The 26,133-nt window shown below is 70.3% G+C and carries 31 protein-coding genes and 3 tRNA genes; 10 read left to right on the forward strand and 24 right to left on the reverse strand.

Annotation, left to right across the window (positions count from 1 at the left end):
- Positions 1 to 325: 325 nt before the first annotated feature.
- Entirely contained in the window at positions 326 to 1,162 is an 837-nt protein-coding gene (locus KXC43_RS36490) for a Rieske (2Fe-2S) protein (RefSeq protein ID WP_221380793.1), read from the reverse strand.
- 59 nt (positions 1,163 to 1,221) lie between these two features.
- Here KXC43_RS36490 and KXC43_RS36495 point away from each other — a divergent pair, with 59 nt between their 5' ends.
- Entirely contained in the window at positions 1,222 to 2,238 is a 1,017-nt protein-coding gene (locus KXC43_RS36495; RefSeq protein ID WP_221380794.1) for a serine hydrolase domain-containing protein, read from the forward strand.
- Positions 2,239 to 2,511: 273 nt separating this feature from the next.
- Here KXC43_RS36495 and KXC43_RS36500 read toward each other — a convergent pair.
- The 7 genes from KXC43_RS36500 to KXC43_RS36530 all read right to left on the reverse strand — a co-directional run bounded on the left by KXC43_RS36500 (position 2,512) and on the right by KXC43_RS36530 (position 7,081).
- Positions 2,512 to 2,588: transfer RNA gene (locus KXC43_RS36500), tRNA-Phe, on the reverse strand.
- Positions 2,589 to 2,602: 14 nt separating this feature from the next.
- Positions 2,603 to 2,676, reverse strand: a tRNA-Asp gene (locus tag KXC43_RS36505).
- 72 nt (positions 2,677 to 2,748) lie between these two features.
- Positions 2,749 to 2,821 (reverse strand) — tRNA-Glu (locus KXC43_RS36510).
- Positions 2,822 to 2,970: 149 nt separating this feature from the next.
- On the reverse strand, positions 2,971 to 3,870 hold the full coding sequence (locus KXC43_RS36515) for a MerR family transcriptional regulator (protein WP_221380795.1): 900 nt from the start codon (positions 3,868 to 3,870) through the stop codon (positions 2,971 to 2,973).
- On the reverse strand, positions 3,860 to 4,420 hold the full coding sequence (idi, locus tag KXC43_RS36520; protein ID WP_221380796.1) for an isopentenyl-diphosphate Delta-isomerase: 561 nt from the start codon (positions 4,418 to 4,420) through the stop codon (positions 3,860 to 3,862). Before idi ends, KXC43_RS36515 begins: the two co-directional genes overlap by 11 nt.
- Positions 4,417 to 5,898 carry a phytoene desaturase family protein gene (gene crtI / locus KXC43_RS36525; RefSeq protein WP_221380797.1) on the reverse strand — a complete coding sequence of 494 codons (1,482 nt, stop codon included), beginning with the start codon at positions 5,896 to 5,898 and terminating at the stop codon, positions 4,417 to 4,419. Before crtI ends, idi begins: the two co-directional genes overlap by 4 nt.
- A gap of 22 nt (positions 5,899 to 5,920) precedes the next feature.
- Positions 5,921 to 7,081, reverse strand: coding sequence for a polyprenyl synthetase family protein (locus KXC43_RS36530; RefSeq protein WP_221380798.1), 1,161 nt, complete (start codon positions 7,079 to 7,081; stop codon positions 5,921 to 5,923).
- 68 nt (positions 7,082 to 7,149) lie between these two features.
- Between KXC43_RS36530 and KXC43_RS36535 the strand changes: the two genes are divergently transcribed.
- Both KXC43_RS36535 and KXC43_RS36540 read left to right on the forward strand, forming a co-directional pair.
- Entirely contained in the window at positions 7,150 to 8,037 is an 888-nt protein-coding gene (locus KXC43_RS36535) for a phytoene/squalene synthase family protein (RefSeq protein ID WP_221380799.1), read from the forward strand.
- Position 8,038: 1 nt separating this feature from the next.
- Positions 8,039 to 9,364: a cryptochrome/photolyase family protein gene (locus KXC43_RS36540; RefSeq protein WP_221380800.1), complete on the forward strand. Its 1,326-nt coding sequence runs from the start codon at positions 8,039 to 8,041 to the stop codon at positions 9,362 to 9,364.
- A gap of 132 nt (positions 9,365 to 9,496) precedes the next feature.
- On the opposite strand, the gene KXC43_RS36545 is transcribed toward KXC43_RS36540, so the two are convergent.
- Together KXC43_RS36545 and KXC43_RS36550 are read right to left on the reverse strand one after the other, a co-directional pair.
- A complete protein-coding gene (locus KXC43_RS36545; protein WP_221380801.1) occupies positions 9,497 to 10,684 on the reverse strand; it encodes an RNA polymerase sigma factor in 1,188 nt (395 codons plus the stop codon).
- A complete protein-coding gene (locus tag KXC43_RS36550; protein WP_221380802.1) occupies positions 10,672 to 11,043 on the reverse strand; it encodes a YciI family protein in 372 nt (123 codons plus the stop codon). Before KXC43_RS36550 ends, KXC43_RS36545 begins: the two co-directional genes overlap by 13 nt.
- A 95-nt stretch (positions 11,044 to 11,138) precedes the next feature.
- On the opposite strand from KXC43_RS36550, the gene KXC43_RS36555 reads away from it, so the two are divergent.
- Complete coding sequence (locus tag KXC43_RS36555; RefSeq protein WP_221380803.1) at positions 11,139 to 11,561, forward strand: nuclear transport factor 2 family protein; 423 nt, start codon at positions 11,139 to 11,141, stop codon at positions 11,559 to 11,561.
- Positions 11,562 to 11,574: 13 nt separating this feature from the next.
- On the opposite strand, the gene KXC43_RS36560 is transcribed toward KXC43_RS36555, so the two are convergent.
- A complete protein-coding gene (locus KXC43_RS36560; RefSeq protein WP_221380804.1) occupies positions 11,575 to 12,471 on the reverse strand; it encodes a LysR family transcriptional regulator in 897 nt (298 codons plus the stop codon).
- A 70-nt stretch (positions 12,472 to 12,541) separates the two neighbouring features.
- Between KXC43_RS36560 and KXC43_RS36565 the strand changes: the two genes are divergently transcribed.
- Positions 12,542 to 13,570, forward strand: a complete 1,029-nt coding sequence (locus KXC43_RS36565; RefSeq protein WP_221380805.1) for a TDT family transporter — start codon at positions 12,542 to 12,544, stop codon at positions 13,568 to 13,570.
- Here KXC43_RS36565 and KXC43_RS36570 read toward each other — a convergent pair.
- Positions 13,546 to 14,193: an HAD family hydrolase gene (locus KXC43_RS36570; protein ID WP_221380806.1), complete on the reverse strand. Its 648-nt coding sequence runs from the start codon at positions 14,191 to 14,193 to the stop codon at positions 13,546 to 13,548. The genes KXC43_RS36565 and KXC43_RS36570 overlap by 25 nt on opposite strands.
- A 247-nt stretch (positions 14,194 to 14,440) precedes the next feature.
- Entirely contained in the window at positions 14,441 to 14,596 is a 156-nt protein-coding gene (locus tag KXC43_RS36575; RefSeq protein WP_221380807.1) for a DUF4062 domain-containing protein, read from the reverse strand.
- 264 nt (positions 14,597 to 14,860) lie between these two features.
- On the opposite strand from KXC43_RS36575, the gene KXC43_RS36580 reads away from it, so the two are divergent.
- Positions 14,861 to 15,175, forward strand: a complete 315-nt coding sequence (locus KXC43_RS36580) for a hypothetical protein (protein WP_221380808.1) — start codon at positions 14,861 to 14,863, stop codon at positions 15,173 to 15,175.
- 22 nt (positions 15,176 to 15,197) lie between these two features.
- Here KXC43_RS36580 and KXC43_RS36585 read toward each other — a convergent pair whose 3' ends face one another.
- Both KXC43_RS36585 and KXC43_RS36590 read right to left on the reverse strand, forming a co-directional pair.
- Positions 15,198 to 15,587 (reverse strand): hypothetical protein, encoded by a 390-nt coding sequence (locus KXC43_RS36585; protein ID WP_221380809.1) that lies wholly within the window; start codon positions 15,585 to 15,587, stop codon positions 15,198 to 15,200.
- A 52-nt stretch (positions 15,588 to 15,639) separates the two neighbouring features.
- Positions 15,640 to 16,056, reverse strand: coding sequence for a PaaI family thioesterase (locus tag KXC43_RS36590; protein WP_221380810.1), 417 nt, complete (start codon positions 16,054 to 16,056; stop codon positions 15,640 to 15,642).
- 94 nt (positions 16,057 to 16,150) lie between these two features.
- Here KXC43_RS36590 and KXC43_RS36595 point away from each other — a divergent pair, with 94 nt between their 5' ends.
- Positions 16,151 to 16,399 carry a hypothetical protein gene (locus KXC43_RS36595; RefSeq protein ID WP_221380811.1) on the forward strand — a complete coding sequence of 83 codons (249 nt, stop codon included), beginning with the start codon at positions 16,151 to 16,153 and terminating at the stop codon, positions 16,397 to 16,399.
- Here the strand turns inward: KXC43_RS36595 and KXC43_RS36600 are convergent.
- From KXC43_RS36600 to KXC43_RS36615, 4 genes are read right to left on the reverse strand one after another with little or no spacing between them, the layout of a single operon-like run.
- A complete protein-coding gene (locus KXC43_RS36600) occupies positions 16,396 to 17,649 on the reverse strand; it encodes a PrsW family intramembrane metalloprotease (protein WP_308129422.1) in 1,254 nt (417 codons plus the stop codon). The two genes, KXC43_RS36595 and KXC43_RS36600, sit on opposite strands and share 4 nt — an antisense overlap.
- Positions 17,646 to 18,212 (reverse strand): hypothetical protein, encoded by a 567-nt coding sequence (locus KXC43_RS36605; protein WP_221380812.1) that lies wholly within the window; start codon positions 18,210 to 18,212, stop codon positions 17,646 to 17,648. Before KXC43_RS36605 ends, KXC43_RS36600 begins: the two co-directional genes overlap by 4 nt.
- A gap of 60 nt (positions 18,213 to 18,272) precedes the next feature.
- Complete coding sequence (locus KXC43_RS36610) at positions 18,273 to 18,836, reverse strand: RNA 2'-phosphotransferase (protein ID WP_221380813.1); 564 nt, start codon at positions 18,834 to 18,836, stop codon at positions 18,273 to 18,275.
- Positions 18,833 to 19,609, reverse strand: a complete 777-nt coding sequence (locus KXC43_RS36615) for a class I SAM-dependent methyltransferase (protein WP_221380814.1) — start codon at positions 19,607 to 19,609, stop codon at positions 18,833 to 18,835. The genes KXC43_RS36610 and KXC43_RS36615 overlap by 4 nt, the downstream gene beginning before the upstream one ends.
- A 19-nt stretch (positions 19,610 to 19,628) precedes the next feature.
- Here KXC43_RS36615 and KXC43_RS36620 point away from each other — a divergent pair, with 19 nt between their 5' ends.
- Positions 19,629 to 20,006, forward strand: coding sequence for a PPOX class F420-dependent oxidoreductase (locus tag KXC43_RS36620; protein ID WP_221380815.1), 378 nt, complete (start codon positions 19,629 to 19,631; stop codon positions 20,004 to 20,006).
- A gap of 118 nt (positions 20,007 to 20,124) precedes the next feature.
- Here the strand turns inward: KXC43_RS36620 and KXC43_RS36625 are convergent, their stop codons facing one another.
- Both KXC43_RS36625 and KXC43_RS36630 read right to left on the reverse strand, forming a co-directional pair.
- Positions 20,125 to 20,334, reverse strand: coding sequence for a BldC family transcriptional regulator (locus tag KXC43_RS36625; RefSeq protein WP_014687221.1), 210 nt, complete (start codon positions 20,332 to 20,334; stop codon positions 20,125 to 20,127).
- A gap of 271 nt (positions 20,335 to 20,605) precedes the next feature.
- The gene (locus KXC43_RS36630; RefSeq protein WP_221380816.1) at positions 20,606 to 21,445 is read right to left on the reverse strand and encodes a DUF8083 family protein; all 840 of its coding nucleotides are present in this window, start codon (positions 21,443 to 21,445) and stop codon (positions 20,606 to 20,608) included.
- Positions 21,446 to 21,598: 153 nt separating this feature from the next.
- Between KXC43_RS36630 and KXC43_RS36635 the strand changes: the two genes are divergently transcribed.
- Positions 21,599 to 22,678 (forward strand): Glu/Leu/Phe/Val family dehydrogenase, encoded by a 1,080-nt coding sequence (locus KXC43_RS36635; protein WP_221380817.1) that lies wholly within the window; start codon positions 21,599 to 21,601, stop codon positions 22,676 to 22,678.
- A 239-nt stretch (positions 22,679 to 22,917) separates the two neighbouring features.
- Positions 22,918 to 23,130, forward strand: coding sequence for a DUF3073 domain-containing protein (locus KXC43_RS36640; RefSeq protein ID WP_221380818.1), 213 nt, complete (start codon positions 22,918 to 22,920; stop codon positions 23,128 to 23,130).
- Between the two features lie 349 nt (positions 23,131 to 23,479).
- Here the strand turns inward: KXC43_RS36640 and amcA are convergent, their stop codons facing one another.
- From amcA to purM, 3 genes are all read right to left on the reverse strand, one after another.
- Entirely contained in the window at positions 23,480 to 23,704 is a 225-nt protein-coding gene (gene amcA, locus KXC43_RS36645; protein WP_221380819.1) for a multiple cyclophane-containing RiPP AmcA, read from the reverse strand.
- Positions 23,670 to 24,776 (reverse strand): cyclophane-forming radical SAM peptide maturase AmcB, encoded by a 1,107-nt coding sequence (gene amcB / locus KXC43_RS36650; protein ID WP_221380820.1) that lies wholly within the window; start codon positions 24,774 to 24,776, stop codon positions 23,670 to 23,672. Before amcB ends, amcA begins: the two co-directional genes overlap by 35 nt.
- A gap of 172 nt (positions 24,777 to 24,948) precedes the next feature.
- Positions 24,949 to 26,100, reverse strand: coding sequence for a phosphoribosylformylglycinamidine cyclo-ligase (gene purM, locus KXC43_RS36655; protein ID WP_221380821.1), 1,152 nt, complete (start codon positions 26,098 to 26,100; stop codon positions 24,949 to 24,951).
- Between the last annotated feature and the right edge of the window lie 33 nt (positions 26,101 to 26,133).

Consider the following 26,133-nt stretch of genomic DNA (forward strand, 5'->3'; position numbering starts at 1 on the left):
TTATCAAGCACCCTGTTGAGTTCTCAAAGAACAACCACACCCGGCCAACCGCTCCGGGGCACTCGCTCAACTTTACTAGGTCTTCCCGGCGTTGTCAACCGGTTTATCCCGGTTGGTGCCGCTTCGTCCCAGTAACCCCGCGTCCTGAGGCGCGCAGCATCGCTGCGATCCGCAGTTCGAAGGATTTGGCAGGACGTCCGCTTGCGGATCTCTCCGCTGCCGCGTCCGTTTCCCTGCCGGCTCGCAAAACATTACACGCGCGTTCCCTGGGCTCCAAATCGGGTACCAGTCTGACGCGTATGGGCAGGTCAGCGCAGGGAAATCGTCAAGGTTGCGCCACCTCGACCTGGCCCGCCTCCACCCGCACGCGCAGCAGGGGTTGATGGTTCGCCGCCGGCCCGTGCACGACAACTCCGTCCCGGAGCCGGAACGTGCTGCCGTGCCAGGGGCACACCACGCAGGCGTCCTTCCCGGTTCCGACCACGTCGCCCTCGCCCAGGGGGCCGGTCTCGTGTCCGCACCGTTCGAGCATGGCGGTCACCGAGCTGCCCTCGCGCCACAGCAGCACTGGGACGTCTCCCACGGTTCGTACGGCCGGCTTGCCCTCGGGCAGCGAGGCGAGCGAACCCACCGACGTCCACTCCGCCGGCACCCGATTCAGGTCGGGCGCCGCCTGGTTCATCCCGCCCCCTCGGGAGTACGAGATGTGGCCGCCCAGATAGGCACCCAGCCCGGCCACCGACAAGCCGGCGTAGCTCAGGGCCCGGCCCGAGCGTCCGCGTAGACGGGCGACCAGCGACGCCGTGTAGAGCCCGACCGCCACCACGTTCGCCGTCGCATGGACGAGACCGACGCGCTGCTTGTCCTTGGTCATCTGCGACCAGTCGGTCCATCCGGCTGCGACCGCCGGCGCCACTCCCGCCGTGCCGACCGCGATGAGCACGGTCGAGGCCCGGCGCTGACCGGGAAGGAGATCGAGCACGCCGGCCGAGATGAACGCGCCCACGGGCACCTGCACCAGCACGGGGTGCAGGGCATGGCCGATCCATACCCCGTGCAGCGTGTCCCGCAGGCGCTCGGGCGTCTTGAGGATCGCCGCCTGCACCTTGTCGATCACACCGTCGAGCGAACGGGTCGTCTCCAGCCGGTTCAGTAACTGCATGACCGAGGGGTTCCCGCTGAGAGGTCCGCGAAACGCCGTGAGGGCATAGCGTGCCGGTCATGAATGGCTTGATCGCACCCGGTTTCGAGGCTGTCGGCGACGCTTTCGCCACCGATCCGCGCGGAGGCTCGGCGCTGACGATCCTGCGCGGCGGCGAACCGGTCGTCGAGCTGGTCGAGGGCTGGCGCGATGCCGCCCGCACCGACCCGTGGCGGCCCGACACCCTGGTCAACGTCTATTCGACCGGCAAGCCTGTCATCGCCATGGCGGTGGTGCTGCTGGCCGACCGCGGCCTGGTCGATCTCGACGCGCCGATGTCCCGCTACTGGCCGTCGTTCCGAACCCCGGCGTCCGTACGCCAGGTGCTCTCCCACACCGCCGGCCTTCCCTCGTTTCCCGTGCCCCGCCCCGCCTCCGCCTACAGCGACTGGGACCTGCTCTGCGGCGACCTGGCCGCGGCCACACCCGAGTACGAGCCCGGCAGCGTGGCCGCCGAGCACGCCCTGACGTACGGCCACCTGCTCGGTGAACTGGTACGCCGCGTCGACGGCAGATCGCCGGCCCGGTTCATCGCCGACGAGCTCCCGTACGACTTCGGCTTCGCCCTGTCCGATGAGGACATCGGCCGTTGCGCCGAGCTGGAGTTCGACGCCCCCGACTGGCCGGACCGCAACGCCGGCGCCCCCGGCTCCCCGAAGAACCGCGCGATCAGCAACCCACCAGGCGCCCGCGACCTGGCCGTCATCAACAGCACGGCCTGGCGCCGAGCATCGGTGCCCGCGGTGAACCTGCACGCCACCGCGACCGGCATCGCCCGCTTCTACGCCGATCTGCTGGCCGGCAAGCTGCCCTCCCCGGCAATTCCGCAGTACACCGGGCCCGACCTCTTCATCGGCGAGGAGATCACGTTGGGCCTCGGCGTCCAGCTCGAGCCGGACGGCACCTGGGGGCACGGCGGCCTGGGCGGCTCGGCCGGCTATGCCGACCCGTCCCGCAACCTGGCGATCGCCTACGTGAGCCGCCGCCTCGCCGACTTCGCGGTGCTCGACCGGGTCGACGCCGCACTACCGCGCTGAGAATTCTCAAGCAGCGGCCACCGCGACCGATTCTGAACTGTCGCGGAATGAGGGTTCACACGGAGATGGCCGCGAGGGAGCGGTGGCGGACCGGGCTGGTGCCCGCCACACTCACGGCGGTTTCCGCTTGCCGGTGCCCGCGACGTCGCCGAACACCCGGCGTCGCGGGCACCGTCACAGCTGGGCGCGTCAAGAATGGGAATCGGCCCGGAAAGCAAAACGCCCACCGTGCGTTTCCGCAGGTGGACGGTGCTCAGAGCCCGGCGAGAGGCCTGGTGGCCAGGGGCGGGGTCGAACCGCCGACCTTCCGATTTTCAGTCGGACGCTCGTACCAACTGAGCTACCTGGCCTTGCTGGTGCATTGCGGTCCTGACGGGACTTGAACCCGCGACCTCCGCCTTGACAGGGCGGCGAGCACTCCAACTGCTCCACAGGACCTTGCTATTCAAATATCTTGCTTTCCAACTGCTCGGTCAGTCTAGCGAACCGTGCTGGTCGCTAACCTACCAGTACCCCCAACGGGATTCGAACCCGTGCTACCGCCTTGAAAGGGCGGCGTCCTGGGCCACTAGACGATGAGGGCAACGCCATCAGTATTGCACGTCTGCAATGCTGTTCGGCTTTGACCCCAACCGGGCCCCCGCTTGAGGCTTGGAAAGCATACGTGATCCACCGCCCCGCCTCCAAACCGGTATTCCCTTTCGGGCGGCGGTGCCCTGACCAGCACAAACGTCAGCGGGTAGCGGCCACGACGGTGTTGACGGCGTCTTCCAGGCTGGTGAGCTGGACCACGCCCTCGGGCAGTTCGTCCGGCCAGCCGGGGCCGGCGGCGGCGGTCAGCATGGGTGGACGGGGGGCCGCGGCCACCTGCGCCAGCTGGTCGGGGTCGGACGAGGTGGGTGTCTGCGACCAGAGCACGACCACCGTGGGGCCGGTGCGGTCGATGGCGTCGGCCAGGGCTTTCGGTGGCACACGGGCGCCGAGCAGGCGGCTGGGGATGCCCACCTCGGCCAGGGCGGCGGCCAGAGCCTCCAGCGGCAACGTGTGCTGTTCCTCGTCGGCTGCGGCCAGCAGCACCCGGGGGGAGGCCGAACTGTCGGGGCGCGGCACCGAGCTCAGGACCTCGGTGACCGTACGGGAAAGCAGGTGTTCGACCTCGATGAAGCGGCGGGTGGACTCGTAGCGCTCGCCGATCCCGATGAGCACCGGCATGGCCACCTCTTCCCAGGCCCGGATCACGCCGTTCTGGGTCACCACCATCTCGAGGATGTCGCGCATGGCCGGCGCGTCCAGGCGCATGGCGGCGCGAGCCAGTCCCCGGGCCGCGGGAGTGACTGAGCCGAGCGCGATGGCGTGTCCGCCGCCGTCGCGGGTGCGCGGCAACTCGACCTCGTCGGTGGTGAGCGGTGTCCGTTGCGCCCACGCGGCGGCTTCGGCCGGGGCGACTCCCTGGGCGGTGAGCCGCCGCATCACCTGGAGGCGATCGAGATCCTGTTCCGTGTAGCGCCGGTGGTGCCCCGGCAGGTGTTCGCTCGGGCCCAGCCCGTACCGCTGGTGCCACGTCCGCAATGTGGTGACCGCCACCCCGAGGCGGCGGGCCACTGCCCCTGCGGTGAGTCCGTCACCGGCCATCGGGCTGGGCCGGCCTGGCTTCGAGCGCTAGGCGCTGGGTGACGCCGAGGAGCCAGGGCGCGTACGACCGGGGATCGCTCTCAGCCTCGGCCAGAAGCACCGGCACCGAGACCCACCGCAAGTCGGCTACCTCGTCCGGGTCGGGCGACGGTCGTACGCCGGAAGGCAGATCCCCGACGAGCACGTGGTCGTACTCGTATTCGACACGACCGGTGGCCGGATCCTCCGCGTAGTACGCGTAGACGCCCACCTCGGTGAGCTCCACGCCGTCGACCCCGAGCTCTTCGACCAGACGCCGCGCGGCCGCGACGGGCAACGCCTCGCCCGGCAGCGGATGGCCGCAACACGTGTTCGCCCAGCGCAGCGGGAACCGCGTCTTCACGGCCGCCCGCTGTTGCAGCAGCACCTGCCCGAACTCGTCGCGCAGGAAGACCGAGAACGCCCGGTGCAGCCGGCCCGGCGCCTGGTGCGATTCGGCGACCGTGGCCGTGCCGAGGGCCCGCCCCTCGGCGTCGACCAGCTCGACCAGGTGGGCTTCGCGCGCGGTCACGACGTCGCCCGGGTGACGCGGGCGGCGGCCAGCTTGCCGCTGATCAGCACCATCGGCACACCCACACCGGGCTGGGTGCCGGAGCCGGTGAAGACCACGTTGTCGAGGCCGGGGTGCAGGTTGGCCGGCCGGAAGGGGCCGGTCTGGGCGAACGTGTGCGCGGCGGCGAACGGCGTGCCGGCGGCCATGCCCTGGTCCTCCCAGTCGGCCGGTGTGATGATCTGCTGCACCTCGATGCCGTCGCCGAAGCCGACGTAGCCACGCATTTCCAGGGTGCGGACCAGCGACGACGCGTACCGCTCGGCGAGACCGCCGCGCCAGTCCATCGGTCCGGAGACCAGATTCGGGGTGGGGGCGAGCACGTAGTAACTCTGCCGTCCCGCGGGCGCGGCCGACGGATCGGTGTGCGTCGGGTTGGTCACCAGCAGCGAGGGGTCGCTCATCAGCAGCCCCTTGCCGATGACCTCCTGGAACGTGCCGCGCCACTTCGATCCGAAGTGGATGTTGTGGTGCGCGATCTTGCTGTACTGCCGGGTCGAACCGATGTGCAGAACCACGCAGGAGGGTGAGTACTTGAGGTTGCGCTGCCGCCGCGGGGGAAGCAGGTCGCGCTTCGCGATGGGCAGGTCCGGGTTCAGTACGACCACGTCGGCCGGGATCCGCGAGCCGTCCTCCGTGATCACCGCGGTCGCCCGGCCGTTGACCGTCTCGACCTCGGTCACCGTGGTCTCGTAGCGGAACGTCACGCCGTGCTTCTCAGCCGCGCCGGCCAGAGCGCGGGGGACGGCGTGCATGCCGCCCTTGGGAAAGAAGACGCCGGCGACGGAGTCGAGATAGGCGATCACGGCGTAGATGGCCAGCGCGTCGTGCGGCGCGAGACCCGCGTACATCGCCTGGAACGAGAAGATCCGCTGGGTCCGGGGATCCCGGAAGTACTGGTTGATCTTCGGTTGCAGCCGCCGGAACCCACCCAGGCCGAGCAGCTTCAGCAGGTTGAGGTTGACCAGGTCGAGCGGGGTGTCGAGGTTGCGGTCGATGAAGTGGTTGCGTTCGAGCTGCCACAGCTGCCGCGCGAAGTCGACGAACCGCAGGTAGCCGTCGGCCTCCCGCGGCCCGCAGACCCGGCTGATCTCGGCCGCCATCCGTACCGTGTCGGTGCGTACGTCCAGCGTGGACCCGTCGGGATAGAAGGCCCGGTAGGCCGGGTCGAGCGGCGTCAGCTCGAGCCAGTCGGACAGGTTCTCGCCGACGGCGTTGAGCGGCTCGGCGATCAGCTCGGGCATGGTCAGCACGGTCGGGCCGGTGTCGAACTCGTACCCCTGCAGGCTGAGCCGACCGGCCCGCCCACCGGGCACGGCCTCGCGCTCGACGACCGTCACCTGCCGCCCGGCCGCGGCCAGATGCAGGGCGCAAGCCAGCCCGCCCAGTCCTGCGCCGACCACGACCACGTGGTCGGTCGGTCCTGTCACGGTTCTCATCGTGTGCACCTCCGGTTGAACATCATGCCGGGCGGTGCGTGACACGAACCGCAAGCTCGATGAGCGCCGCACGCGCTTCTTCGTGGATCGGGGCCTGGGCCAGGGCGGCGACGCCGTCGGCGACCCGCTCCTGAATCATCGCCTCGAGCCGGGCGGGCGCGCCGGTCTCGGCGATGATGCCGGCGCGACGCTCGATCTGGGCCTGGCTGAAACCGCCCTCGGTGAGGGCGTAGGTAGAACCGCCGGAGCCGTCGGCGGGGTTGACGGCTCCGGCGGGGTCGAGGGTCAGCTCGGCCCGCTGGGCCGGGGTGGCCAGCTTGCGGGCGAGCATGAGGAGGGCGGTGGGCTTTCCGGTACGCAGGTCGTCGCCGGCCGGCTTGCCGGTGACCGCGGGATCGCCGTACACGCCCAGAAGGTCGTCGCGAAGCTGGAACGCCTCGCCGACCGCGAGCCCGTAGGACCCGTAGGCCTGCTCGGTCTCGGGCTGGACGACGCCGGTCAGCGCGAGTCCGAGCTGCAGCGGGCGTTGGATGGTATAGCTGGCGGTCTTGTGGCGGGCGACGAGCAGGGCGCGGTCGACCGACCAGGCGCCGGGCTGGTTCTCGCCGAGAATGTCGAGATACTGCCCGGCTATCGCTTCGACGCGCATGCGGTCGTAACAGGCGCGGACGGTGGGCGGAGCCTCGGAACGGGCCAGCAGCTGGTCGGCCCAGACGAGGCAGAGGTCGCCGATGAGGATCGCGGCGGACGAGCCGAAGCGCTCCGGGTCGCCGATGCTGCCGTCGTTCTCGTGCTGTCCGGCGAAGATGCGGTGCGCGGTGGGCCGGCCCCGGCGGGTGTCCGACTCGTCCATCACGTCGTCGTGGATCAGCGCGAACGTGTGCATGAGCTCGAGCGCGGCAAAGGCCGGCAGCACCGGCTCGACCGGCGCGCCGGGCCCGGTGGAGCCCCGCCAGCCCCAGTACGCGAAGACCGGGCGCAGCCGCTTGCCGCCGGCGTGCACCAGGTCGCGGGCAGTGCGGGCGAAACGGCCGAGGGCCGGATCGATCGAATCCAGCGACCCGATCTGGGCGGCCAGGAAGTCGGCCAGCGTCCCCTGGATCGCATCGATCAGCGTGTGCGGCGAGGCACCCTGGCGGGGAATACCCCTGTGCCGGTTTCCCTCGAGCGTGTCGTTAGCCACGACCAATACCGTACCCTTGCTTTGAAGTTGCGTCGATTCGTGCGTCGATTTTTCTCCGGAGGCCCCCCGTGGACGTCGATCTGGCCGCTGCCTACGAGCGGTGCCGCGAGCTGCACAAGCGGCACGGGCGCACCTATTACCTCGCCACGAGGCTCCTTCCGTCCTGGAAGAGACGGCATGTGCACGCCCTGTACGGCTTCACCCGGTATGCCGACGAGATCGTCGATCAGACCTCCGAACTCCCCGCCGCCGAGCGGGCCGCCCGCCTGAACGAATGGTCCGAGGCGTTCGTCGCCGGCCTGCGCGGCGAGCCCGTCGACGACCCACTGCTGCCCGCGGTGCTGCACACCATCGCGGTGTTCGACCTCGAGGTCGACGACTTCGCGACGTTCCTACGCTGCATGGCGATGGATCTCACCGAGACCTCGTACGGCACGTACGACGACCTGCTCGACTACATGGAGGGCTCGGCCGCCGTCATCGGCACGATGATGCTGCCGATCCTCGGCTCGAACGATCCGGCCGCCGCCCGCGAGCCCGCCCGCCAGCTCGGGTTCGCCTTCCAGCTCACCAACTTCATCCGCGACATCGCCGAGGACCTCGAGCGCGGCCGCGTCTACCTGCCCGAATCGCATCTCGGCCGGTTCGGCGTGACCCGCGACGACCTCGCCCGCGGGCTGGCCACCCCCGAGATCAAAGAGCTGGTCCGGTACGAGATCGGAGTGGCCCGCGAGCACTATGCGGCCGCCGCGCCCGGCATCGTGATCCTCGAACCGGCGTCGCAGGCCTGCATGCGGACGGCCTTCGCCCTCTACGGCGGCATCCTCGAAGAGATCGAGGCCAACGACTACGACGTCTTCGCCCGCCGGGCCACCGTGCCGAACCGGCGCCGGGCCGCCGTCGCGGTGCGCAGCCTGCTCACCCGGGCCGGCACCCCCGTCCGGACGGCGGCCTGACATGAAGACCGCCGTCGTCCTGTTCACCCGGGACCTGCGGGTACACGACAACCCCGCACTCGCCGCCGCCTGCGCGAACGCCGAGCAGGTGGTGCCGCTCTTCGTGCTCGACCCGGACCTCACCCGGCTGTCGCCCAACCGCACCCGGTTCCTGCACGAGTCGCTGGCCGACCTGCGGACCGCGCTCCGCGAACGGGGCGGAGACCTGGTGATCCGGATCGGCGACCCGGTGGCCGAGGCGATCGAGCTGGCCCGCTCCACCGGCGCCGAGGGCATCGGCATGGCGGCCGACGTCAGCCAGTACGCCCGCCGCCGCGAGGAGCGGATGCGCAAGGAGTGCGAACGGCACCGGATCGCGCTGCGGCTGTTCCCCGGTCTGACCGTGGTCGACCCCGGGGCGCTGCGGCCCGGCGGAGGCGGTGACTCGTACCGGGTCTTCTCGCCCTACCACCGCGTCTGGCGGGCGGCCCGATGGCGGGACGAAGTGGCCGCACCCGCCACGGTCACGCTGCCGCCGGGGATCGCGCTGGGGCAGCTGCCGGCGATCCCGGAAGGCGAGTCGCCCGACGCTGCCCCGGGCGGTGAGACCGAGGCCCGGCGGCGGTTCGCGACCTGGTTGCGGCACATCGGGCCGTACCCCGAGCTGCACAACGACATGCCCGGCGACGGCACCAGCCGGCTCAGCCCGTACCTCAGGTTCGGTTGTCTGTCGCCTTTGGAGCTGACGAGGGCGGCGATCAACCACGAGGCCGAGGAGTACGCGCGGCAACTCTGCTGGCGGGACTTCTATTACCAGGTCGCGCTGACGTTCCCCCAGCTGTCGACCCGGCCGCTGCGACCCCGGGCCGACACCGAATGGCGCGTCGACCAGGACGCCCTTCAGCACTGGCAGGACGGCACAACCGGTGTGCCGGTGGTCGACGCGGGCATGCGCCAGATGCGCGCCGAGGGCTGGATGCACAACCGCGCCCGCCTGATCACCGCCGCGTTCCTGACCAAACACCTCGGCGTCGACTGGCGCCCCGGAGTCCAGTGGTTCTTCCGCTGGCTGCTCGACGGCGACGTGCCCAACAATTCGGGCAACTGGCAGTGGGTCGCCGGTACCGGAAACGACACCCGGCCCTACCGCAAGTTCAATCCGATTCGTCAGGCTCAGCGTTTCGACCCCGAAGGCGTGTACGTTCGGCGCTACATACCCGAACTCAAGGGAATCGAGGGCGGCGCCGTGCACCAGCCCTGGCGCTTGCCGGAAAAGGTCCGGCGCGGCCTCGATTACCCGGGGCCGCTCGAGTCACACCGAGATGAGGCGGTGTGGCTGCGGCCGTGACCCCGCCCGGTACGCCCGGGCGGGTTCTCAGCGGGGCCCGCCGGCCCGTTGCGTCCGTCATAACGTCAAGGTCGGCGGGCTCCGCGCCCTTCTTTCGCTGCACGGTCTTCCCCCGTACGCCCGGTTCACGCATCAGCGCAGACGCGACGCTCGAGACTCCAGGTAGCGCTGCTCGGGCAGGCTCAGTGTCTGGCGCGCGGCCAGCAGATACTCGTCGCGGGCGGCGGCGAGGTCGCCGGAGCGTTCGAGCAGGTGGGCCCGGACGGCGGTGACGCGGTGGTGGGTAGCCAAGGCAGGTTCGGTGGCGGCCTTCTCCAAGGCGCGCAGGCCGACCAGTGGGCCGTCGACCTCGGCGAGTGCGACGATCCGGTTCAGCGTGACCATCGGGCCCGGGGCCACCGATTCCAGCAGGCGGTACAGGGCCAGGATCTGCGGCCAGTCGGTCTCGCCGGGCTCGGCGTGAACGGCGGCGATAGCGGCCTGCAGCTGGAACGGGCCGATTTCGGTGTCGCGCAGCGCGGCGGTGATGATTTCCACGCCCTCCTCGATCGCGGCGCGGTTCCACAGCGTGCGGTCCTGCTCGGCCAGGGGCACCAGGGCGCCGTCGGGGCGGGTGCGGGCCGGGCGGCGGGCGTCGGTGAGCAGCATCAACGCGAGCAGGCCGGCCACCTCGCCGTCCTGCGGCAGGCGGGCGTGCAGCTGGCGGGTCAGGCGGATCGCCTCGGTGCTCAGTTCGACGCGGTGCAACGACGAACCCGAGCTGGCGGTGTGGCCCTCGTTGAAGATCAGGTACAGGGTCTGGCGTACGCCGGGAAGTCGCTCCTCGAAGTTGGCCGGCAGCACAAAACGGGCGCCGGCCTCACGGATCTTGCGCTTGGCCCGGCTGATGCGCTGGCCGACCGTGCTCTCCGGCACGAGCAGGGCGCGGGCGATCTCGGCCGTGCTCAGACCGCCGACCGCACGTAGCGTCAACGCCACCTGGGACAGCGGCGTCAATGCGGGATGGCAGCAGAGCACCAGCAGCGTCAGTTCGTCGTCACCGCGTACGGAAGGAACCGGATCCGCCGGCAGTGCCTCGCGCCGGCGCCGGGCCTCCTCGTTGCGCAGCAGCTCGATGCGACGACGCGAAGCGACGCGGATCAGCCACGCGCGCGGATCATCCGGCATCCCCTCCCGTGGCCATTGCCGGGCCGCCGCCAGCAGCGCCTCCTGCACCGCGTCCTCGCTGGTGTCGAAGTCGCCGTAACGCCGCACCACCGCGCCCAGCACCTGCGGCGCGGCGGTACGCAGCACCTCCTCCAGAGGGGTCAGAACTCCCACCCGCTCATGTCCAGGATCGGGCGCACCTCGACCTCCGTGTTCGCCGCGTCGGGCACCTTGGCCGCCCACGCCACGGCTTCGTCCAGGCTGGGCACGTCGATCAGGTAGAAGCCGGCCAGGTGTTCCTTCACCTCGGCGTACGGGCCGTCCGACACGATCGTCTCGCCGTCGCGCACCGAGACGAACCGGGCCAGCGACGGGTCGGCCAGGCCCTCACCGGCGACGTGCACGCCCGCCTCGGCCATCGCCTCGTTCAGCTCGAGGTGGCCACGGCCGAACGCCGCCCGCTCGTCGTCGGACATCTTGTCCCAGATCGCCAGGCTGCGGGGATTCGACTGGATGAGAATCAGATACTTCACGGGTCATCTCCTTTGCCTCACTCAGCATGTCGAAGCCGCCGGCCCCGCTTCGACGTCTCGGGAGAAGTTTTCTGAAGAACCGAGAGGAGCACGACATGCGAGAGATCCGCGAAGTGATCGAGGGACGGGCGGCCCGGCTGAGCGAGGGCGACGTGCGGGGCTTCCTGGCGTACTCGGCGCCCGAGATTCTCCTGTACAGCCTGGCGCCGCCGCTGGGCGAGCGGGTCGACAGCAGTGACCCGACCCCGACCGAGCAGTGGCTGGCCACCTTCGAGGCGCCGCCGCGCCGCGAGGTCACCCGGCTCGAGATCGCGGCCGACGGCGATGTCGCGTTCGCGACCAGCATCGACTCGATGAGCGCGACCCCCAAGGGAACGACCGACGCGTTCACCCTCTGGTACCGGGTGACGCTCGGCCTGCGCCGCGTCGACGGACGCTGGCTGGTCGTGCACGAGCACGAGTCGGTGCCGTTCCAGATGGACGGCTCGTTCGCCGCCGCCATCGACCTGAAGCCCTGACGCCGGGCCGCGGTCACGTGCGGCGGGCGATGGCGTAGAGGTCGCGGGCCGGCCCGATGAGCTGGTCGGCGGCCCGCCACACCGCTTGCAGCCGGCGCTGGAGCGGGACGGCGGCCGGAACGGCCACGAGCGTGCCCGCTGTCAGCTCGGCGGTCACCGCGAGCGAGCTGAGCACGGCCGGACCCGAACCGGCCGCGACAGCGTGCTTGATCGCGGTGGTCGACGACAGCTCCACCATCGGAGCCGCCGCGACCAGGCCGCCGAGCGCCTGGTCGAACGCGCGGCGGGTGCCCGAGCCGGCCTCGCGGGACACCATCGGGGCCTCGGCCAGTTCGGCCGCCGTTACCGCCCGGCGCCGGCGCGCCCACGGATGCGCCGGCGCCACCACCACGGTCAGGCGGTCGGTCGCCACCACCTCGGCATGCAGCCCGGCCGGCAGGTCGGGACCCTCGACGAAGCCGAGCTCGACCTGCCCGGCCAGCACCGCCGCGGCCACGTCAGCCGAGTTCGCGGCCTGCAGCGTCACGGCCAGCCCGGGGTGGGCGGCACGCAGCGCGACCAGCCACGCCGGCAGCAGATATTCGGCCACGGTCTGGCTGGCCGCGACCGTGAGGCGGCTCTCATGGGTGGCCCGCAGCGCGGCCAGGCCGGCCGCCAGCGCGTCGGCCGCGTCGACGGCTGATCGGGCCCAGTCGGCTACCAGGGCGCCGGTGCCGGTCAGGGTCGAACCCCGCGGGGTGCGGTGCAGCAATGTCAGCCCGACCCGCCGTTCCAACTCGCGCAGGCGGGCGCTGGCCGCCGGCTGGGAGATGCGGTGCTCGGCAGCGGCTCGGCCCACGCTGCCGAGCCGGGCGACGCTGAGCAGCAGGTCGAAGCCGGTGAGGTCGGCGGCGAACGGCGGTAGAGGCATAACCCAAGGTTATGACCTCAGCCAGGATCACCACCTACCGGCGGCGATCAAACAGCCGCAGGCTGAAGACATGTTCGGACCCAACTGGTTCGCCTCCGTCATGGGCACCGGGATCGTCGCCGTCGCGGCCGCCACGCTGCCCGTCCACCTGCCCGGCCTGCACGCCTTCGCCACCGTGATGTGGCTGCTGGCCACGCTGCTGCTGGCGACCGTGATCGTGGCGTTCGCGCGCCGGGGCACCACGCACGGCGCCGACCCCGTGCTGGTGCAATTCTGGGGCGCGCCGCCGATGGCGCTGATGACCGTCGGGGCGGGCACGCTGCTGCTCGGCCCCGGCAGCATCGCCGTCACCGCCTCGTTCGTGCTGTGGAGCGCCGGCACGGTCCTCGGCCTGATCGTGGCGGTCGCCGTCCCGTACCGGATGATGACCCGCCCCGGCACCGCGCCCGACGCGGCGTTCGGCGGCTGGCTCATGCCGGTCGTGCCACCGATGGTCTCCGCCGCAACCGGCGCGCTGCTCGTGCCGCACGTGCCCGACGGCCGCGACCTGCTGCTCGTTTGCTACGCCCTGGCCGGGATCAGCCTGATCGCCTCGCTCGTCGTGATCACCCAGATCTGGACGCGCCTGGTCAACCATCAGGTCGGCGCGGCCCGCATGGTCCCGACACTGTGGATCGTGCTCGGTCCGCTGGGCCAGTCGGTCACCGCCTTCCACCTGCTGGGCCGCTCGGCCGAGGGGGTGCTGCCCGACCTGTACGCGTCGGGCGCCCAGATGCTGGCGGTGCTCTACGGCGTGCCGGTGCTGGGTTTCGCCCTGTTCTGGGCCGCGCTGGCCACCGCGATCACCGTCCGCACCGCGCGCGACGGCCTGCCGTTCTCACTCACCTGGTGGAGCTTCACCTTCCCGGTCGGCACGGTGGTGACAGCGACCGGCGGCCTGGCCACCCGCACCGGGTCCCCCGTGCTGACCGTGCTGGCGGTGACCCTGTTCGCCGTCCTGCTGACAGCTTGGGCGATCGTCGCGACCCGGACCTTGCGCGGCGTCCGACAGAAAACCCTGTGGCCCGCCGCACCTCAGCCGGTGCCCGCAACGCGCTGATCCCGGATCAGTGCTTCGAGGGCGGCGACGCAGTCGACGGCGGTGACAGTCGGCCGGTAAGCGACGTCATCCGGCCACACCCGCCCACCCGACACCCAGGCGGTACGCAGCCCAGCACCGAACCCACCCCCGACGTCGTACGCGATGTTGTCGCCCACCATCCAGCCGCCCTCAGCCAGATCGGCCCCCACCGCCGCCGCCGCGATCTCGAAGATGCGCCGATCAGGCTTCCGCACCCCCGCCCCTTCGGAGATGACCCAGCCCCGCACCAGCCGGTCCAACCCCGTACGGCGCAGCTTCGCCTCCTGCTGAGCCACCGTGCCGTTGGTGACCACCACCGGCACGAACCCCGCAGCCGTAGCCTCGCGCAGCGCCGCATCCACCCGAGGATCGGGCGCAAGCTGCTCGACCATGCCCGCCCGCAGCTCGAACAGCGTCTCCCCCGCGTCCAGCCCGTACCGCTCGGCGATCACCCGGGCCAGCTCCTCCCGCCGCCGGTAGCCGTCCCGGTCCTCCGTGACGAGCCACGCCACCTCACCCGCGCCGAACCGCCCCCGAGCCCAAGCCGCATACGCTCCCGCCCGATCGATGAGCGTGTTGTCCAGATCCAGAAGCAACAACATCGCTCGATCCTTCTCCACTCTTGCTATGGGTTGCCATGCCACCCACACCCGCCAGGCGCCGAGCAGCGTCATCTCCCGTCACGCGCATCCCGCGGCACTGACAGCCAAAGCTCGGGAGGCGGAACACCTAGTTCTTTCAGCAACTGCTCGGCGCGCTGCAAAGGCGTTATCCGCGCAAGGACGGCGGCTTCGAGATTGCCGCATTCGATTTCGAGCGCGGCCGACGTGTTGGCCGCATCGGCCTGTATCAGGCGGGATCGGCCAGATCCTCGAGAAGCCGGCCGAGGAACAGATCTGCTTCCTCGATCTTGGCTCGGCACAACGGGGCAGCCTCGCGCGGATCAGGCCCGAACTCCTCCATCGCGATCACGTCGATGCCCAGGCGCTGGCAGACGTGGATCACGACCTCGCGGACAAGGCTCGAGGTCGCGTGCGGTGCTGCTCAGAAAGAGCGTAGGACAGGGATTCGACGACACACGGAATGCTATCCGCGGTCGCGCACATCATGCCGGAGCCGCCTGCGGGAGATCGACTGCGGAGACGGTGGAAGAAGCGGGCACGGGACCAGGCTTGTAGGCGGCTGTGCGGTCGATAAGAGTGAACTGCAGGTCGGTGAGCAGTAACGTTCGTCGATCTTGTCCGGGTCGGGCGTGACGAGGAGGACGGCGTGCTGACATTCACAAACGCGGCTGAGCAGGCGGCCTGGAGCATGGCCGAGGCGCTCAGCGAGAAGGCCTTCGCCGCGATGAAGAACGCCGAGGAGGCGCAAGAGATGTTCCGGTCCGGCCGGATGGCGATGCGCCGGCAGTTCAAGGCGCGCGGCCTGTCCGAGGTCGACGCGGCCATCCGCTGGAAGAGCACCGCCCAGGCCCAGTCCGCGCTGGCCGACCACGAGTTCTACATGTCGCTGGCGTCGATGTACAACGAGGCCGCGGCCGCCCAGTACACCAAGGCGCTGTATCTCAAGAACGGCAAAGGCTGAGCGGTCTCAAGAGGGGCAAAGGCTAAGCGGCGCGGTGGCGCAGCGTCGCCACCGTCGAGCCGGCCAGGGCCAGCAGGCAGTCGGGCAGCTGGCCGTCGGCGATCGCGGCGCCGAACAGGGCCTCGGCGGTCGGGATGTCGCCGTTCGCGTAGGCGCTGATGAAGCGGGCCACCCACCGCTTGTCGTAGCGCGCGTCGTCGATGCCGGGGAAGTCGAGCGTCCACGCGCCGCCCGAGGGCACCTGGCCGACCATCGTCGCGGCCAGGCACCACGCCACGTCGTAGGCGCCGACGATGCCCGAACGGTCGACGACCGAATCGAACGTGCCGACCACCGCATCACTGTCGCCGCTCAGCGCACTCTGAAGCACGAGTGCCGCGTCGTCGATAGCGTGCTGTGGTACCTCGGTCACGAGAAAGAAGGTACGTGGAACGGTCAAGGTCTGCGCGGTGAGACCCCGGAAATCACGCTCCGCGGAGCAGGCAGGTGATACGCGCGGTGCAGACGCGCTCCCCGCTGTCGTCGGTGATGACGATTTCGTACGTCGCCATGGTGCGGCCCCGGTGCACCGGGGTGGCCACCCCGGTGACGACCCCGGACCGGGCCGACTTGTGATGCGTGGCGTTGATGTCGACGCCCACGGCGAACGGCCGGTCGACCGTCTGCCCGTGCATGACCGCCCCGACCGAGCCCAGCGTCTCGGCCAGCACGCACGAGGCGCCGCCGTGCAGAAGCCCGTACGGCTGGGTGTTGCCCTCGACCGGCATGGTGCCGACGACACGTTCGGCCGACGCCTCGCTGAGCTGGATGCCCATTCGCGCACCGAGCGAACCGCCGCCGTCGGTGAAGAGCTCCTGCACACTGTCGGCCGCTATGTCCATTCGATGAACGTTACCGGCGGCACTCGGCTCGCGGCGCTGTGACTTGGGTCTTACTCTTCCCTGCGACCGTGTACGCCATATGCCGGGAGGCCCCATGACCGAGCCGCAGGAGACCGTCGAGACGCGTGGAAACGAGCGCGTCGACCTGATCGCCCAGGACGCCAACGGCGACGGCAAGACCGACGTGTGGGTGTCCGACACCGACGGGGACGGCAAGCCCGACCTCTTCCAGTTCGACACAGACGGGGACGGCAAGGTCGACATCACGATGGTCGATCTCGACGAGGACGGGAACCCCGACATGATCGTCGACGGGGACGGCGGGATTCCGCCGAAGGTCTAGGCGCCACCGAGGGCGCTCAACGCGACCCACAACACGGCGATCGCCACGGCAGTCGCGGCGATCGTCCAGGCCCGGTGCCGCCACGACACCGGGCCCGCGACGGCTTCGGGATGTCCGAGCCGCCGCAGCTCGGCCCGCTGTGCACGGACGGCTGCCTTCCCCTGCTCGACCGAGGGGGAGGCAGCCAGCCGGGCCTGGGCCCGCTGCAACCGTCGTACGGCCGACGCGGCCGCCCGCCCACCCTGTTCGGCGGCCAGCCGGCGGGCCGACGCCCGACGCGCCCCCGAGCGGAGCGCCTCCAGCTCACCGCCCGTGATCAATTCCGGGTCGTCCAGTTCGGCGAGCCGGCCCACGTAGTAGTCGGCCTCGCTGTCGTGCGCCCGCCGCACCAGCAGCAGGATCAGCACCAACGGCGGCAGCCCCTTGACGACCAGCACTCCGAGCAGCGCCAGAGCCCCGTTGCCGAGCCCGTCGACAACCAGCGGCGCGTTCCAGAGCACGTGCGAGGCCCACGCGCCCAGCACGCCCAGCACCGCCACGCCCACCCGGTGCGGGCCTCCACGTTCCCGGCTGACCACCAGGTAGCCGATCCCGGCCCCGGCCAGCGCGCCGAAAAGCGTGTGACTCCAGATGCCGCTGAGGAAGCCGCGCAGCAGAAACGTCGCGATCACCGGCTGCACCTGGTCGCCCTGTCCGGCCAGCGCCACCGCGCCGACGGCGAAGACGATGTCCTCGGCGATCTGGAAGCCGAGGCCGACCATCGCCCCGTAGACGATGCCGTCGAGCACGCTGTTGACCTGGGAGCGGGCGATGAGCACGATCGCCACCACGCCGAGCGTCTTCGCGATCTCCTCGACCGTCGGCGCGGCCAGGGCGGCGCCCCAGCCCGCGGCCAGTTGCGGCGAGCCGAGCTTGGCCACCAGGTTCTGCAGGGCCACGCCGCCCGGGATCGACACCGTGGTGGCCACCAGCCCACCCCACGCGAAGGCCAGCACGAGCAGCTTCGTCGGCTCCGGCTCGAAGAAGTCGAGTTCCGAGACGAACAGCCAAAACGGCACGGCCAGAAGCGCGAAGAGCAGAACCGAGGCGGCTGTCGCTTTCGGGTACGAGGTGAAGAACTGCCCGGCGAGTTGAGCCATGCGCAGTCCGCCGGCCGCCACCACCGCGAGCACCACCCAGAAGGCGGGCACCCGCATCAGGGCCGACACCCGTGGGCTGCCCGCGGCCGGCCGCACCACCGAGGCGGTCACCGCGGCTCCCCGTTCTGGCGCAGGGTGCGCGTGCTCGCCTCGATCCGGGGCAGCGTCCGGCCCAGGTCCAGGTCGTTCCCGCTGATCGTCACCTCGATGGTGTGCTCGTCGGCGACGAAGACCGAGTACCGGCCGCCGCGCCCGGGAGCGGTGTAGCCGCCCTGCAGCCCGGCGAGACCACCCGCCGTGCTCACCGTGAGCTGCGCGCTCGTGACCTGGTAGCCGGTGGTGTCGACGATCCTCTTCCGCAACCGGTCGGCGGCCGCGGCGAGGTCACCCCGGAACGGGCGTACGGCGATCGCGTAGCGCACCGGGCCGACGCGGAACAGGACCGTGCCTTGGGAGTCGCCCGGTCTGGTGCCGGTCACGTCGAGCACCGCGCCGGACGGCGGCACAACGGTCACCCCGGCGCCGGCCGAGTAGGGCTCGTCGTCGGGAACCGCGCGTTCGGCCGGCAGCGACCGGTCGGCCGCCGGCAGCCCGAAGGCGAGGCCGCCCAGGATGGCGACAACACCGACCGCACCGAGGAGATTCGTCAGCTCACGCCGGTTGATCCTCGCCATCACCCCACGCTAACGGGGGGTGTGCGCCGTCATGACGTACGACCACTGTGGAGCCGGGTATTACGGATTTGTCGCTTCTAGCATGAGAAAACGCGGCGGCACGCCCGGCGTCAGCCAGACCCCGTTCGCGCTGAGGTGGAACACGTGCCCGGCCGCGGCCATCTCGCCCGCCGCGACCCGCAGCACCACCACGTCGGCCGAGCGACGGCGGCCGACGAGCAGTGCGGTCGGCACGCCGGACGAGAGGTGCACGTGGTCCCGGCTGCGCGGCCGCAGGCCCTCAGCAATGATCGATTCGAGGTTGGCCCGGGGCGTGCCGTGGAACAGCACCGGCGGCGGATCGGCCGGCGGCAGGCCGAGGTCGACGGACACCCGGCGCGAGTGTCCCTGGCTGGCCCGGATCCAGTCGACCCCGTCGCGATGGGTCACCGCGAACCTGGACTTGTCGTTGTGCTCGACCACCGCATCCAACTCGTCCCGGGTGATACCCAGCGCGGACAGCAGGTCGGCGACCAGCACCCAGCCGTTGGCGTCGAGGGTCAGGCCGGCCGACTCGGGCCGGTGCCGCAGCACCAGGGCGATCCGCCGGCTGGTCCGCACCTGCTCGCGGGTCAGCCCGGTCATTCCCGCAGCTCCATGACGGCAAGGTAGTACGGCCGGTCGGCGTCGTCGATCGTTGCGAGGCGCCACCGCGTGCCCGCGAGCAGAGCGTCCAACTCGGCCACCGAGCAGTTCAGGTAGTCGAACCAGGCCGTGGCCAGCCGCCGGTAGCGCAGCCGCAGCCGCAACTGTCCACCGAGGCGGCCCTTCTCGCGGTTCCGCTGGTGATAGCCGACGTGCACGGGATCGGTGGTGCCGTACGGGTCGGTGCCCTGCGCGATGATCCGGGCGCCCGGGTTGGCCAGCCGGGCCAGCGCGGCCAGGAAGACGGGCGCCCGCTCGGCGTTCTCGATCAGGCCCAGGTTGTTGCCGAGCAGCAGGAACGTGTCGTAGCGGGCGCTCGCCGAGGCGTACGCGTCGACGGTGTTGAGCACGGTGTCGCGCAGACCTCGCTCGCGGGCGACAGCGATCGCCCCGGCCGAGGTGTCGAGACCGGTCACCGCCATGCCCCGGCGCTGCAATTCGACGGCAGTGCGGCCGGCGCCGACGCCGATGTCCAGGACGTGCCCCCGGCAGAGGCGGAGCGCGCGATGGTCCTGCTCCTCCCATTGACGAGGCTCGTCCAGGTAGTGATCGGCCGGAGCGCCGTTGATCAGTCCGTCGTCGCGCTCGATCACCTCGATCACCGGCCGGGGCACCCGCCCGCCGGCCAGCGGCCTCGGCCCGACGCCGGTGCGCACCGCGTAGGCGTCGCGGATCATCTCGCCGAACACGTCGCCGATCGGTGGCTCTTCCATGGTCACTACCCTTGGGGGCATGGCCACCCTGGAGCAACTCGGTTCCGAGAAGTACGTCCTTCTGACGACTTACCGCAAGGACGGCTCACCCGTGGCGACGCCCGTCTGGGTGCTGCCCGACGGCGCCGGCGTGGCCATCTGGACGGAGACCCGGTCGTACAAGGTGAAGCGGGTCCGCAACGACCCGCGCGTCACCGTGGCGGCCTGCGACATCCGCGGCAAGGTGCGGGGTGAGGCGGTCGAGGGCACGGCCCGCATCGTCAGCGACGCCGAGCGCGACCACTTCGCCAAGGTGCTGGGCCGCAAGTACTGGGTGACCGGCATCCTCGGCTCGCTGCGCTACCGGATGCTGGGCCACCGCGACCGCATCACGGTCATCGCGGTGCAGCCGGCCTAGCGAGACGAACCGTCTCGTCTCGTCCCGGGCGCGGAGCCGGCCCGGACACGAAGAAGGGGCGATCGTCTTCCCCGACGCTCGCCCCTTGCAACGATCTCTCGCCTCGACTGAGGTTCGTTCAGTCGCCCTGACGCTGCGTGGGAATCTGCCCTTGCAGCAGAGCGCGAACCTCCGACTCCCGGTAACGACGGTGGCCGCCCAGAGTGCGGATCGCACTCAGCTTGCCGGCCTTCGCCCACCGGGTGACGGTCTTCGGGTCGACACGGAACATCGACGCCACCTCGGCCGGAGTTAGTAGCGGCTCAGGATCATGCGTACGCGATGCCATCGGTCACTCCTCCACAGGTACCTATAGACAACGGCCGGGGTCCCGCCGGCCGGTGCGTCTCTCATGGTCCGGCTAGTCCCCGATGTCCGACATGGGCCGAACGGACGAAGGTCCCCAGATAGACGGATGAAGCATGCCCGATTTTTACGTGTTTTCTACGCCAGATAGTGCCGCGTTTAGTCCGATTATCACGCTTCGCGGAACGGTGATTACGAAGAGTGTTCACCTCGGGAGCGTTCCCACGGGGGGCATATCACCGCATTTTCGCAGGTCAGTTGCAGCGCTCCAGAAGTTGGACGGCGCGCCAGCGCTCGACCAGCTTCTCGTACGCGGCGGAGGCGTCGTCGGCGTCGCCCCGCGACAGTGCCGAGAGACCCGCCGCCACCACTCCGGGTGAATCGTCACCAGCGAGAACGTCATCCGGCAGAAGGTTGACGAGGCCGCCGTAGTCAAGCTCGACGATCGAGCGCGGGTGGAACTCCTCGAGCCAGCGCGTGCCCTCTTCGACCGCCTCGGTGATCGGGGCATCGCCCACCGACTTGCGCAGCACGGCCACCGCGCGGTGCGCGCGCCGCCGGGCCTTCGAGATCTCCGTGCGGTAACGCAGGGTGCGCGGCTGGGCGGCGAGGTCGATGACCCGCTCCTCCAGATCGACGAAGACGAACCAGCGCAGCGGCACACCCCAGGTGGCGATCTGCTCGTGGACCCGCGGCACACCGTGCTCGAGCACCTTGGCCCCGCTGCGCCAGTCCTCGACCACAGCCTTGGCCTGGCCGGCCAGCACGGGCGGAACGAACGCGTCGGCCAGCACACTGGGCACGCCGTCGCGCGCGTTCAGCGCGGCCTCGGCGACCCGCAGGCGCAGGTTCCACGGGCAGACCAGCAGCGAGTCGCCCCACTGCAACACGTACGCCTCGTCGGGCAGGTCGGGCAGCCTGGTCCAGCCGGCGCCGAGCGCCTCGAGCACGGCCGAACGCTGACGGACCGGGCCGTCGACCGGGCCCAGGGCACGACCCTCGCGCGCGTACTTGCGCCAGAAAACCTGACGGTCGCGGTCGAAGGCGGTCAGTGGCTCGTAAACCCTCAGGTACGACGCGAACAGTGACGGCACGGCGCGATCCTTTCACGAAATCGGCCGGGTGGAACTTCCCGCGCAGACGTAAATCCGGTAGAGGTGCACCCGACTAGGCTCGGGATGTCCGGCCCACCCCAGCCGGTACGACCTGCCCCACAAGGGCCCAGACACCAGATCAGGAGAACAGCCATGGGCGTGTTCGACACCGACGGCACCGACGCCACCGGTCACGAACAGGTCGTCTTCTGCCAGGACAGGCAGACCGGCCTCAAGGCGATCATCGGGATCTACTCCACGGCCCTCGGGCCGGCTCTCGGCGGCACCCGCTTCTATCCGTACGAGAGTGAGGACGCCGCCCTCGCCGACGTGTTGAAGCTCTCCCGCGGCATGGCCTACAAGAACGCCCTGGCCGGTCTCGACCACGGCGGCGGCAAGGCAGTCATCTGGGGCGACCCGGCCCGGGCCAAGTCCGAGGGCCTGCTGCGCGCGTACGGCCGCTTCGTGGAGTCGCTGCACGGCCGCTACTACACCGCCTGCGACGTCGGCACCTACGTCCCCGACATGGATGTCATCGCCCGCGAGACCCGGTACGTCACCGGCCGCAGCCTCGAGCACGGCGGCGCCGGCGACTCCTCGATCCTGACCGCCTGGGGCGTCTTCCAGGGCATGCGCGCGGCCGCCGAGCACACCTGGGGCCGCCCCACCCTGGCCGGGCGCACGGTCGGCATCGCCGGCCTCGGCAAGGTCGGGAAATATCTGGCCGGCCACCTGATCGAGGACGGCGCCGCGGTCATCGCGACCGACGTCAACGAGGCCGCCCTGAGCTGGGCCCGCACCACCTACCCGCAGATCGAGCTCGTGGCCGACACCCAGGCGCTGATCACCTCCGAGCTCGACGTGTACGCCCCGTGTGCCCTGGGCGGCGCGCTCGACGACGACACTGTCCCCCTGCTGCGGGCCAAGGTCGTCACCGGCGGCGCCAACAACCAGCTGGCCCACCCGGGCATCGAGAAAACGCTGGCCGAGCGGGGCATCCTCTACACGCCCGACTATCTGGTCAACGCGGGTGGCGTGATCCAGGTGGCCGACGAGATCGAGGGCTTCAACTTCGAGCGGGCCAAGCTGCGCGCCACCGGCATCTTCGAGACCACCCGCCGGATCCTCGAGATGGCGCGGACCGAGGGGGTGGCCCCGGCCGTCGCCGCCGACCGGCTGGCCGAACAGCGCATGGCCGAGGTCGGCCGCCTGCGCTCGATCTATCTCAGCTGAGACCTGGCCCGAACGGCCACCTCCATCCGCCGAAAGGTGGGGTGCGAGGTAGGAAAAGAGAGCGGTTTAGTGCCTGCCGCGCGTTCCGGGACGGAAAACCGCGACGCGCGGCAGTGTCACACGCAACCCGAGGTGCCGAAGACGGCATCGTCCATGTACCGTAAGACCCACGAGAGATGCCTAACGTCATCGGGGCCCGCCTTCGGGCTGCCCCGAATTCTGTGCGAGGGGGTCGAGCCATGGGGCGCGGCCGTGCTAAGGCCAAGCAGACGAAGGTGGCCCGGGAGTTGAAGTACCACTCCCCGAACACCGACCTCACCGCCTTGCAGCGCGAACTGGCGGGTGCCGGTCCATCCGACCGTCACTTCGACGACGACAACGATGAGTTCGTCGACGATGACGAGGATGACGCTGACGACGACCGGGATTCCTGGTCGCCGACAAGGCGCTGACCCGAATCGCACAGAGCACGCGGCAGACCGCGTGCTCACGTGCGTCGTGGTCAGTTGCTTGTGGTGATACAGCCTACGGTTCAAACACCGAAGCCCACGCGGGCCAACCCCCGCGTGGGCTTGGAACCAGAACAACCACCGGCGCCGGCGAGCACCTCGTAGTTCAGGGTGGCCCGGTCCTCACCAACATCACCTGCGTCGACCCGAAAATCGTGAGCTGCCTGCGCTTGCCTCGCATGTGAGCAGGCAGTCGATTTTTCGTCGCCGCGGGGTTTGCGGTGCCGGAAAATCGGCTGTCTGCTCACATGCCTCCCAGAGGCAAGCGCCCGCGGAGCGAAGCGGAGCCATGTTAACGCGGCCGGTTGTTCCAGTTGTAGAACGTGGGAATGTTCTCGAAGTGGTTCCAGGCGCACACCGCCGAACCTTCCTCCGCCGTGCTCTCCGCGCGTGCCTGCCGTGCCTGTTCCGCCTCCGCGAGGAGCGTGGCCAGTCCGGCCTGGGTGTCATGCACCCGTGCGCTCACCGGATCGGTCCCCGGCTCATCGGACAGCCGAGGACTCGTGGTCTCGGGCATGGTCCAGCACTCCCTCCAGTAGGCGAATCTTGCTGTTCCGGCAGTGGTCGGTCTCGGTGGTGTCGAACCGACCCTGCTCGAAGTAGCGGTTGGCCGCATGGGCGCCGCCGCAGAAACCGAAGTACGGACACGTCGCGCGGCACGCTTCGACGCCGTCCAGGAACTCGGCGATCCAGGGTGCCGACGCGGCGCCGGCCAGAATCTCGGCCAGCGGCGTCGTCAGGACGTTACCGCTCGTGAAGTCGCCGTAGCGGGGGTCGGAGAAACCCGCCAGCTCGGGTGAGAGCAGCACCACCGAGCCGTCGTGGGCCACGGTGGGGATCGGGTCGAGCCGGCGGGGCAGCAGGTCGTCGGCTGTGCCGTCGAGCACCGCGGCCACGTAACGCAGCGACCACTCGACCTCCCGCAGGTGAATGCGCGGGTCGGCGCGCCAGGCCGTGACGAGCTCGGCCCAGAACGCCGTGACGTCGGCCGCGGCGTGGCCGTTGGCGCGCGTGTTCACGCCCTCCTGCTCCTCGACGTTGATGCCGAGCACGTCGCAGCCCAGCCCGAGGAAGTAGTCGTAGAGTTCGGTGGCGGCGCCGGGCCGCGGATCACCGACGACGCACAGCGCCGAGAACGGGATGCCGCGGCGGCGCAGCGTCTCGATCCCGCGCAGGATGCGGTCGTACGCCGGCTTGCCGCCCCGGGTGACCCGCTCACCGTTGCGCTCCGGTGGCCCGTCGACGCTGACACTCACCCGTACGTCATGGGCCTGGAAGAAATCGCACCAGGCGTCGTCGATGAGCGTGGCGTTGGTCTGCACGTGGTGTTCGACGCCGGGGGCGAACGGCTCGAGCAGGGCGGCCAGATGCTCCCGCCCGGCGGCCAGCGGTTCGCCGCCGTGCCAGACGACCGAGAAGCGGCCGTCGCGGGACCAGCCGTCGATCGAGGCGGCGACGGCCCGGGCGACCTCGACCGTCATGCGATTGTCGGCCGCCCGGAACGGGAGGTAGCAGTAGGCGCAGTCGAGGTTGCAGAGCGTGGTGGGCTGCATGACGACATAGGTGGGCACGGAAGCGATTCCACGCATCCCGCTCCAGGCTTGTGCCACTGCCGCACCCCCGTCCTGCCCGGCCGCGTGCGGAAATGCCCCACGCGTGAAGAACTCACGTCAGAGGCTAGGCCCCCGGGTCCAGCCAGTAAACGAAAAAGATCCGCATGTGCCGGATATCGACACACGCGGATCTATGCATCGGCGGGCCTCAGCCGCGGGTGTACTGCCCCATCATCTGCACCTCGCCGGTGCCCTCGATGACCTCGCCGACCTGCCAGGCCTCGACGCCGCGGCCGGTCAGATAGGCCATGGCGCGGTCGGCGTCGTCGGACGAGACGATCGCGAACATGCCGACGCCCATGTTGAATGTGGCTTCCATCTCGTTGTCCTCGATCCGGCCCTTGGCCTGGATGAGGTCGAAGATGGGCTGCGGGCGCCAGGTCGAGCGGTCGACCACCGCGTCGGCGTTCCCGGGCAGGACGCGGTTGAGGTTGCCGGGGATGCCGCCGCCGGTCACGTGCGAGAACGCGCGGACGTCGGTCTCCTCGATCAGGCCCAGGCAGTCCTTGGCGTAGATCTTGGTGGGGGTCAGCAGTTCCTCACCCAGGGTGCGCTGCGAGCCGAAGTCGTCGACCACCGAGTCGAGCCGCATCCGGCCGGCGCCGAGCAGTACGTGGCGCACCAGCGAGTAACCGTTGGAGTGCAGACCCGACGAGCGCATCGCGATCACCGCGTCGCCCAGCTCGACGCGCTCGCGGCCGAGGATCTCGCTCTCTTCGACCACACCGACCCCGGTCGCGGAGACGTCGTACTCGTCGGGGCGCAGGACCCCCGGGTGCTCGGCCGTCTCGCCGCCGAGCAGCGCGCAGCCGGCGTAGCGGCAGCCGTCGGCGATACCGGCGCCGATCTCGGCCACCTTGTCCGGCACGACCTCGCCGCAGGCGATGTAGTCGAGCAGGAACAGCGGCTCGGCGCCACAGGCGACCAGGTCGTCGACGACCATGGCGACCAGGTCGATGCCGATCGTGTCGTGGATGTCGAGCTGCTGGGCGATCACCAGCTTGGTGCCGACGCCGTCGGTCGACGAGGCCAGGATCGGGCTCTTGTATTTCGCCGTGTTGAGCTTGAACAGGCCGGAGAAGCCGCCCAGGTCGCCCATGACCTCGGGCCGGGTGGTCTTCTTGACCTTGGACTTGAGAAGCTCGACGGCCCGGTCGCCGGCCTCGATCGAGACGCCCGCGTCGGCGTACGTGGCCGTGCGCTTACGCACCCCGCGGCCGCCGCCGGCCGTCCACGGCCGGCGGTCGGCGCCCTCAGCGCCGTTGGACCCGGCACTGTTGCGCTCGGACACGTGCGTCACGGTTCTCCCCTTAGCGGTCTTTCGTTCGTCGAA

Source organism: Paractinoplanes polyasparticus (assembly GCF_019710575.1).
Taxonomy (GTDB): Bacteria; Actinomycetota; Actinomycetes; order Mycobacteriales; family Micromonosporaceae; genus Actinoplanes; species Actinoplanes polyasparticus.

Bases quoted from the DNA above. Each gene is read 5' to 3' on its own strand.
- KXC43_RS36490 (WP_221380793.1), bottom strand. From the start codon at position 1,162: ATGCAGTTACTGAACCGGCTGGAGACGACCCGTTCGCTCGACGGTGTG.
- KXC43_RS36495 (WP_221380794.1), top strand. From the start codon at position 1,222: ATGAATGGCTTGATCGCACCCGGTTTCGAGGCTGTCGGCGACGCTTTC.
- KXC43_RS36515 (WP_221380795.1), bottom strand. From the start codon at position 3,870: ATGGCCGGTGACGGACTCACCGCAGGGGCAGTGGCCCGCCGCCTCGGG.
- crtI (WP_221380797.1), bottom strand. From the start codon at position 5,898: ATGAGAACCGTGACAGGACCGACCGACCACGTGGTCGTGGTCGGCGCA.
- KXC43_RS36540 (WP_221380800.1), top strand. From the start codon at position 8,039: ATGAAGACCGCCGTCGTCCTGTTCACCCGGGACCTGCGGGTACACGAC.
- KXC43_RS36555 (WP_221380803.1), top strand. From the start codon at position 11,139: ATGCGAGAGATCCGCGAAGTGATCGAGGGACGGGCGGCCCGGCTGAGC.
- KXC43_RS36560 (WP_221380804.1), bottom strand. From the start codon at position 12,471: ATGCCTCTACCGCCGTTCGCCGCCGACCTCACCGGCTTCGACCTGCTG.
- KXC43_RS36565 (WP_221380805.1), top strand. From the start codon at position 12,542: ATGTTCGGACCCAACTGGTTCGCCTCCGTCATGGGCACCGGGATCGTC.
- KXC43_RS36570 (WP_221380806.1), bottom strand. From the start codon at position 14,193: ATGTTGTTGCTTCTGGATCTGGACAACACGCTCATCGATCGGGCGGGA.
- KXC43_RS36590 (WP_221380810.1), bottom strand. From the start codon at position 16,056: ATGGACATAGCGGCCGACAGTGTGCAGGAGCTCTTCACCGACGGCGGC.
- KXC43_RS36595 (WP_221380811.1), top strand. From the start codon at position 16,151: ATGACCGAGCCGCAGGAGACCGTCGAGACGCGTGGAAACGAGCGCGTC.
- KXC43_RS36605 (WP_221380812.1), bottom strand. From the start codon at position 18,212: ATGGCGAGGATCAACCGGCGTGAGCTGACGAATCTCCTCGGTGCGGTC.
- KXC43_RS36610 (WP_221380813.1), bottom strand. From the start codon at position 18,836: ATGACCGGGCTGACCCGCGAGCAGGTGCGGACCAGCCGGCGGATCGCC.
- KXC43_RS36615 (WP_221380814.1), bottom strand. From the start codon at position 19,609: ATGGAAGAGCCACCGATCGGCGACGTGTTCGGCGAGATGATCCGCGAC.
- KXC43_RS36620 (WP_221380815.1), top strand. From the start codon at position 19,629: ATGGCCACCCTGGAGCAACTCGGTTCCGAGAAGTACGTCCTTCTGACG.
- KXC43_RS36625 (WP_014687221.1), bottom strand. From the start codon at position 20,334: ATGGCATCGCGTACGCATGATCCTGAGCCGCTACTAACTCCGGCCGAG.
- KXC43_RS36635 (WP_221380817.1), top strand. From the start codon at position 21,599: ATGGGCGTGTTCGACACCGACGGCACCGACGCCACCGGTCACGAACAG.
- KXC43_RS36640 (WP_221380818.1), top strand. From the start codon at position 22,918: ATGGGGCGCGGCCGTGCTAAGGCCAAGCAGACGAAGGTGGCCCGGGAG.
- amcA (WP_221380819.1), bottom strand. From the start codon at position 23,704: ATGCCCGAGACCACGAGTCCTCGGCTGTCCGATGAGCCGGGGACCGAT.
- amcB (WP_221380820.1), bottom strand. From the start codon at position 24,776: ATGCGTGGAATCGCTTCCGTGCCCACCTATGTCGTCATGCAGCCCACC.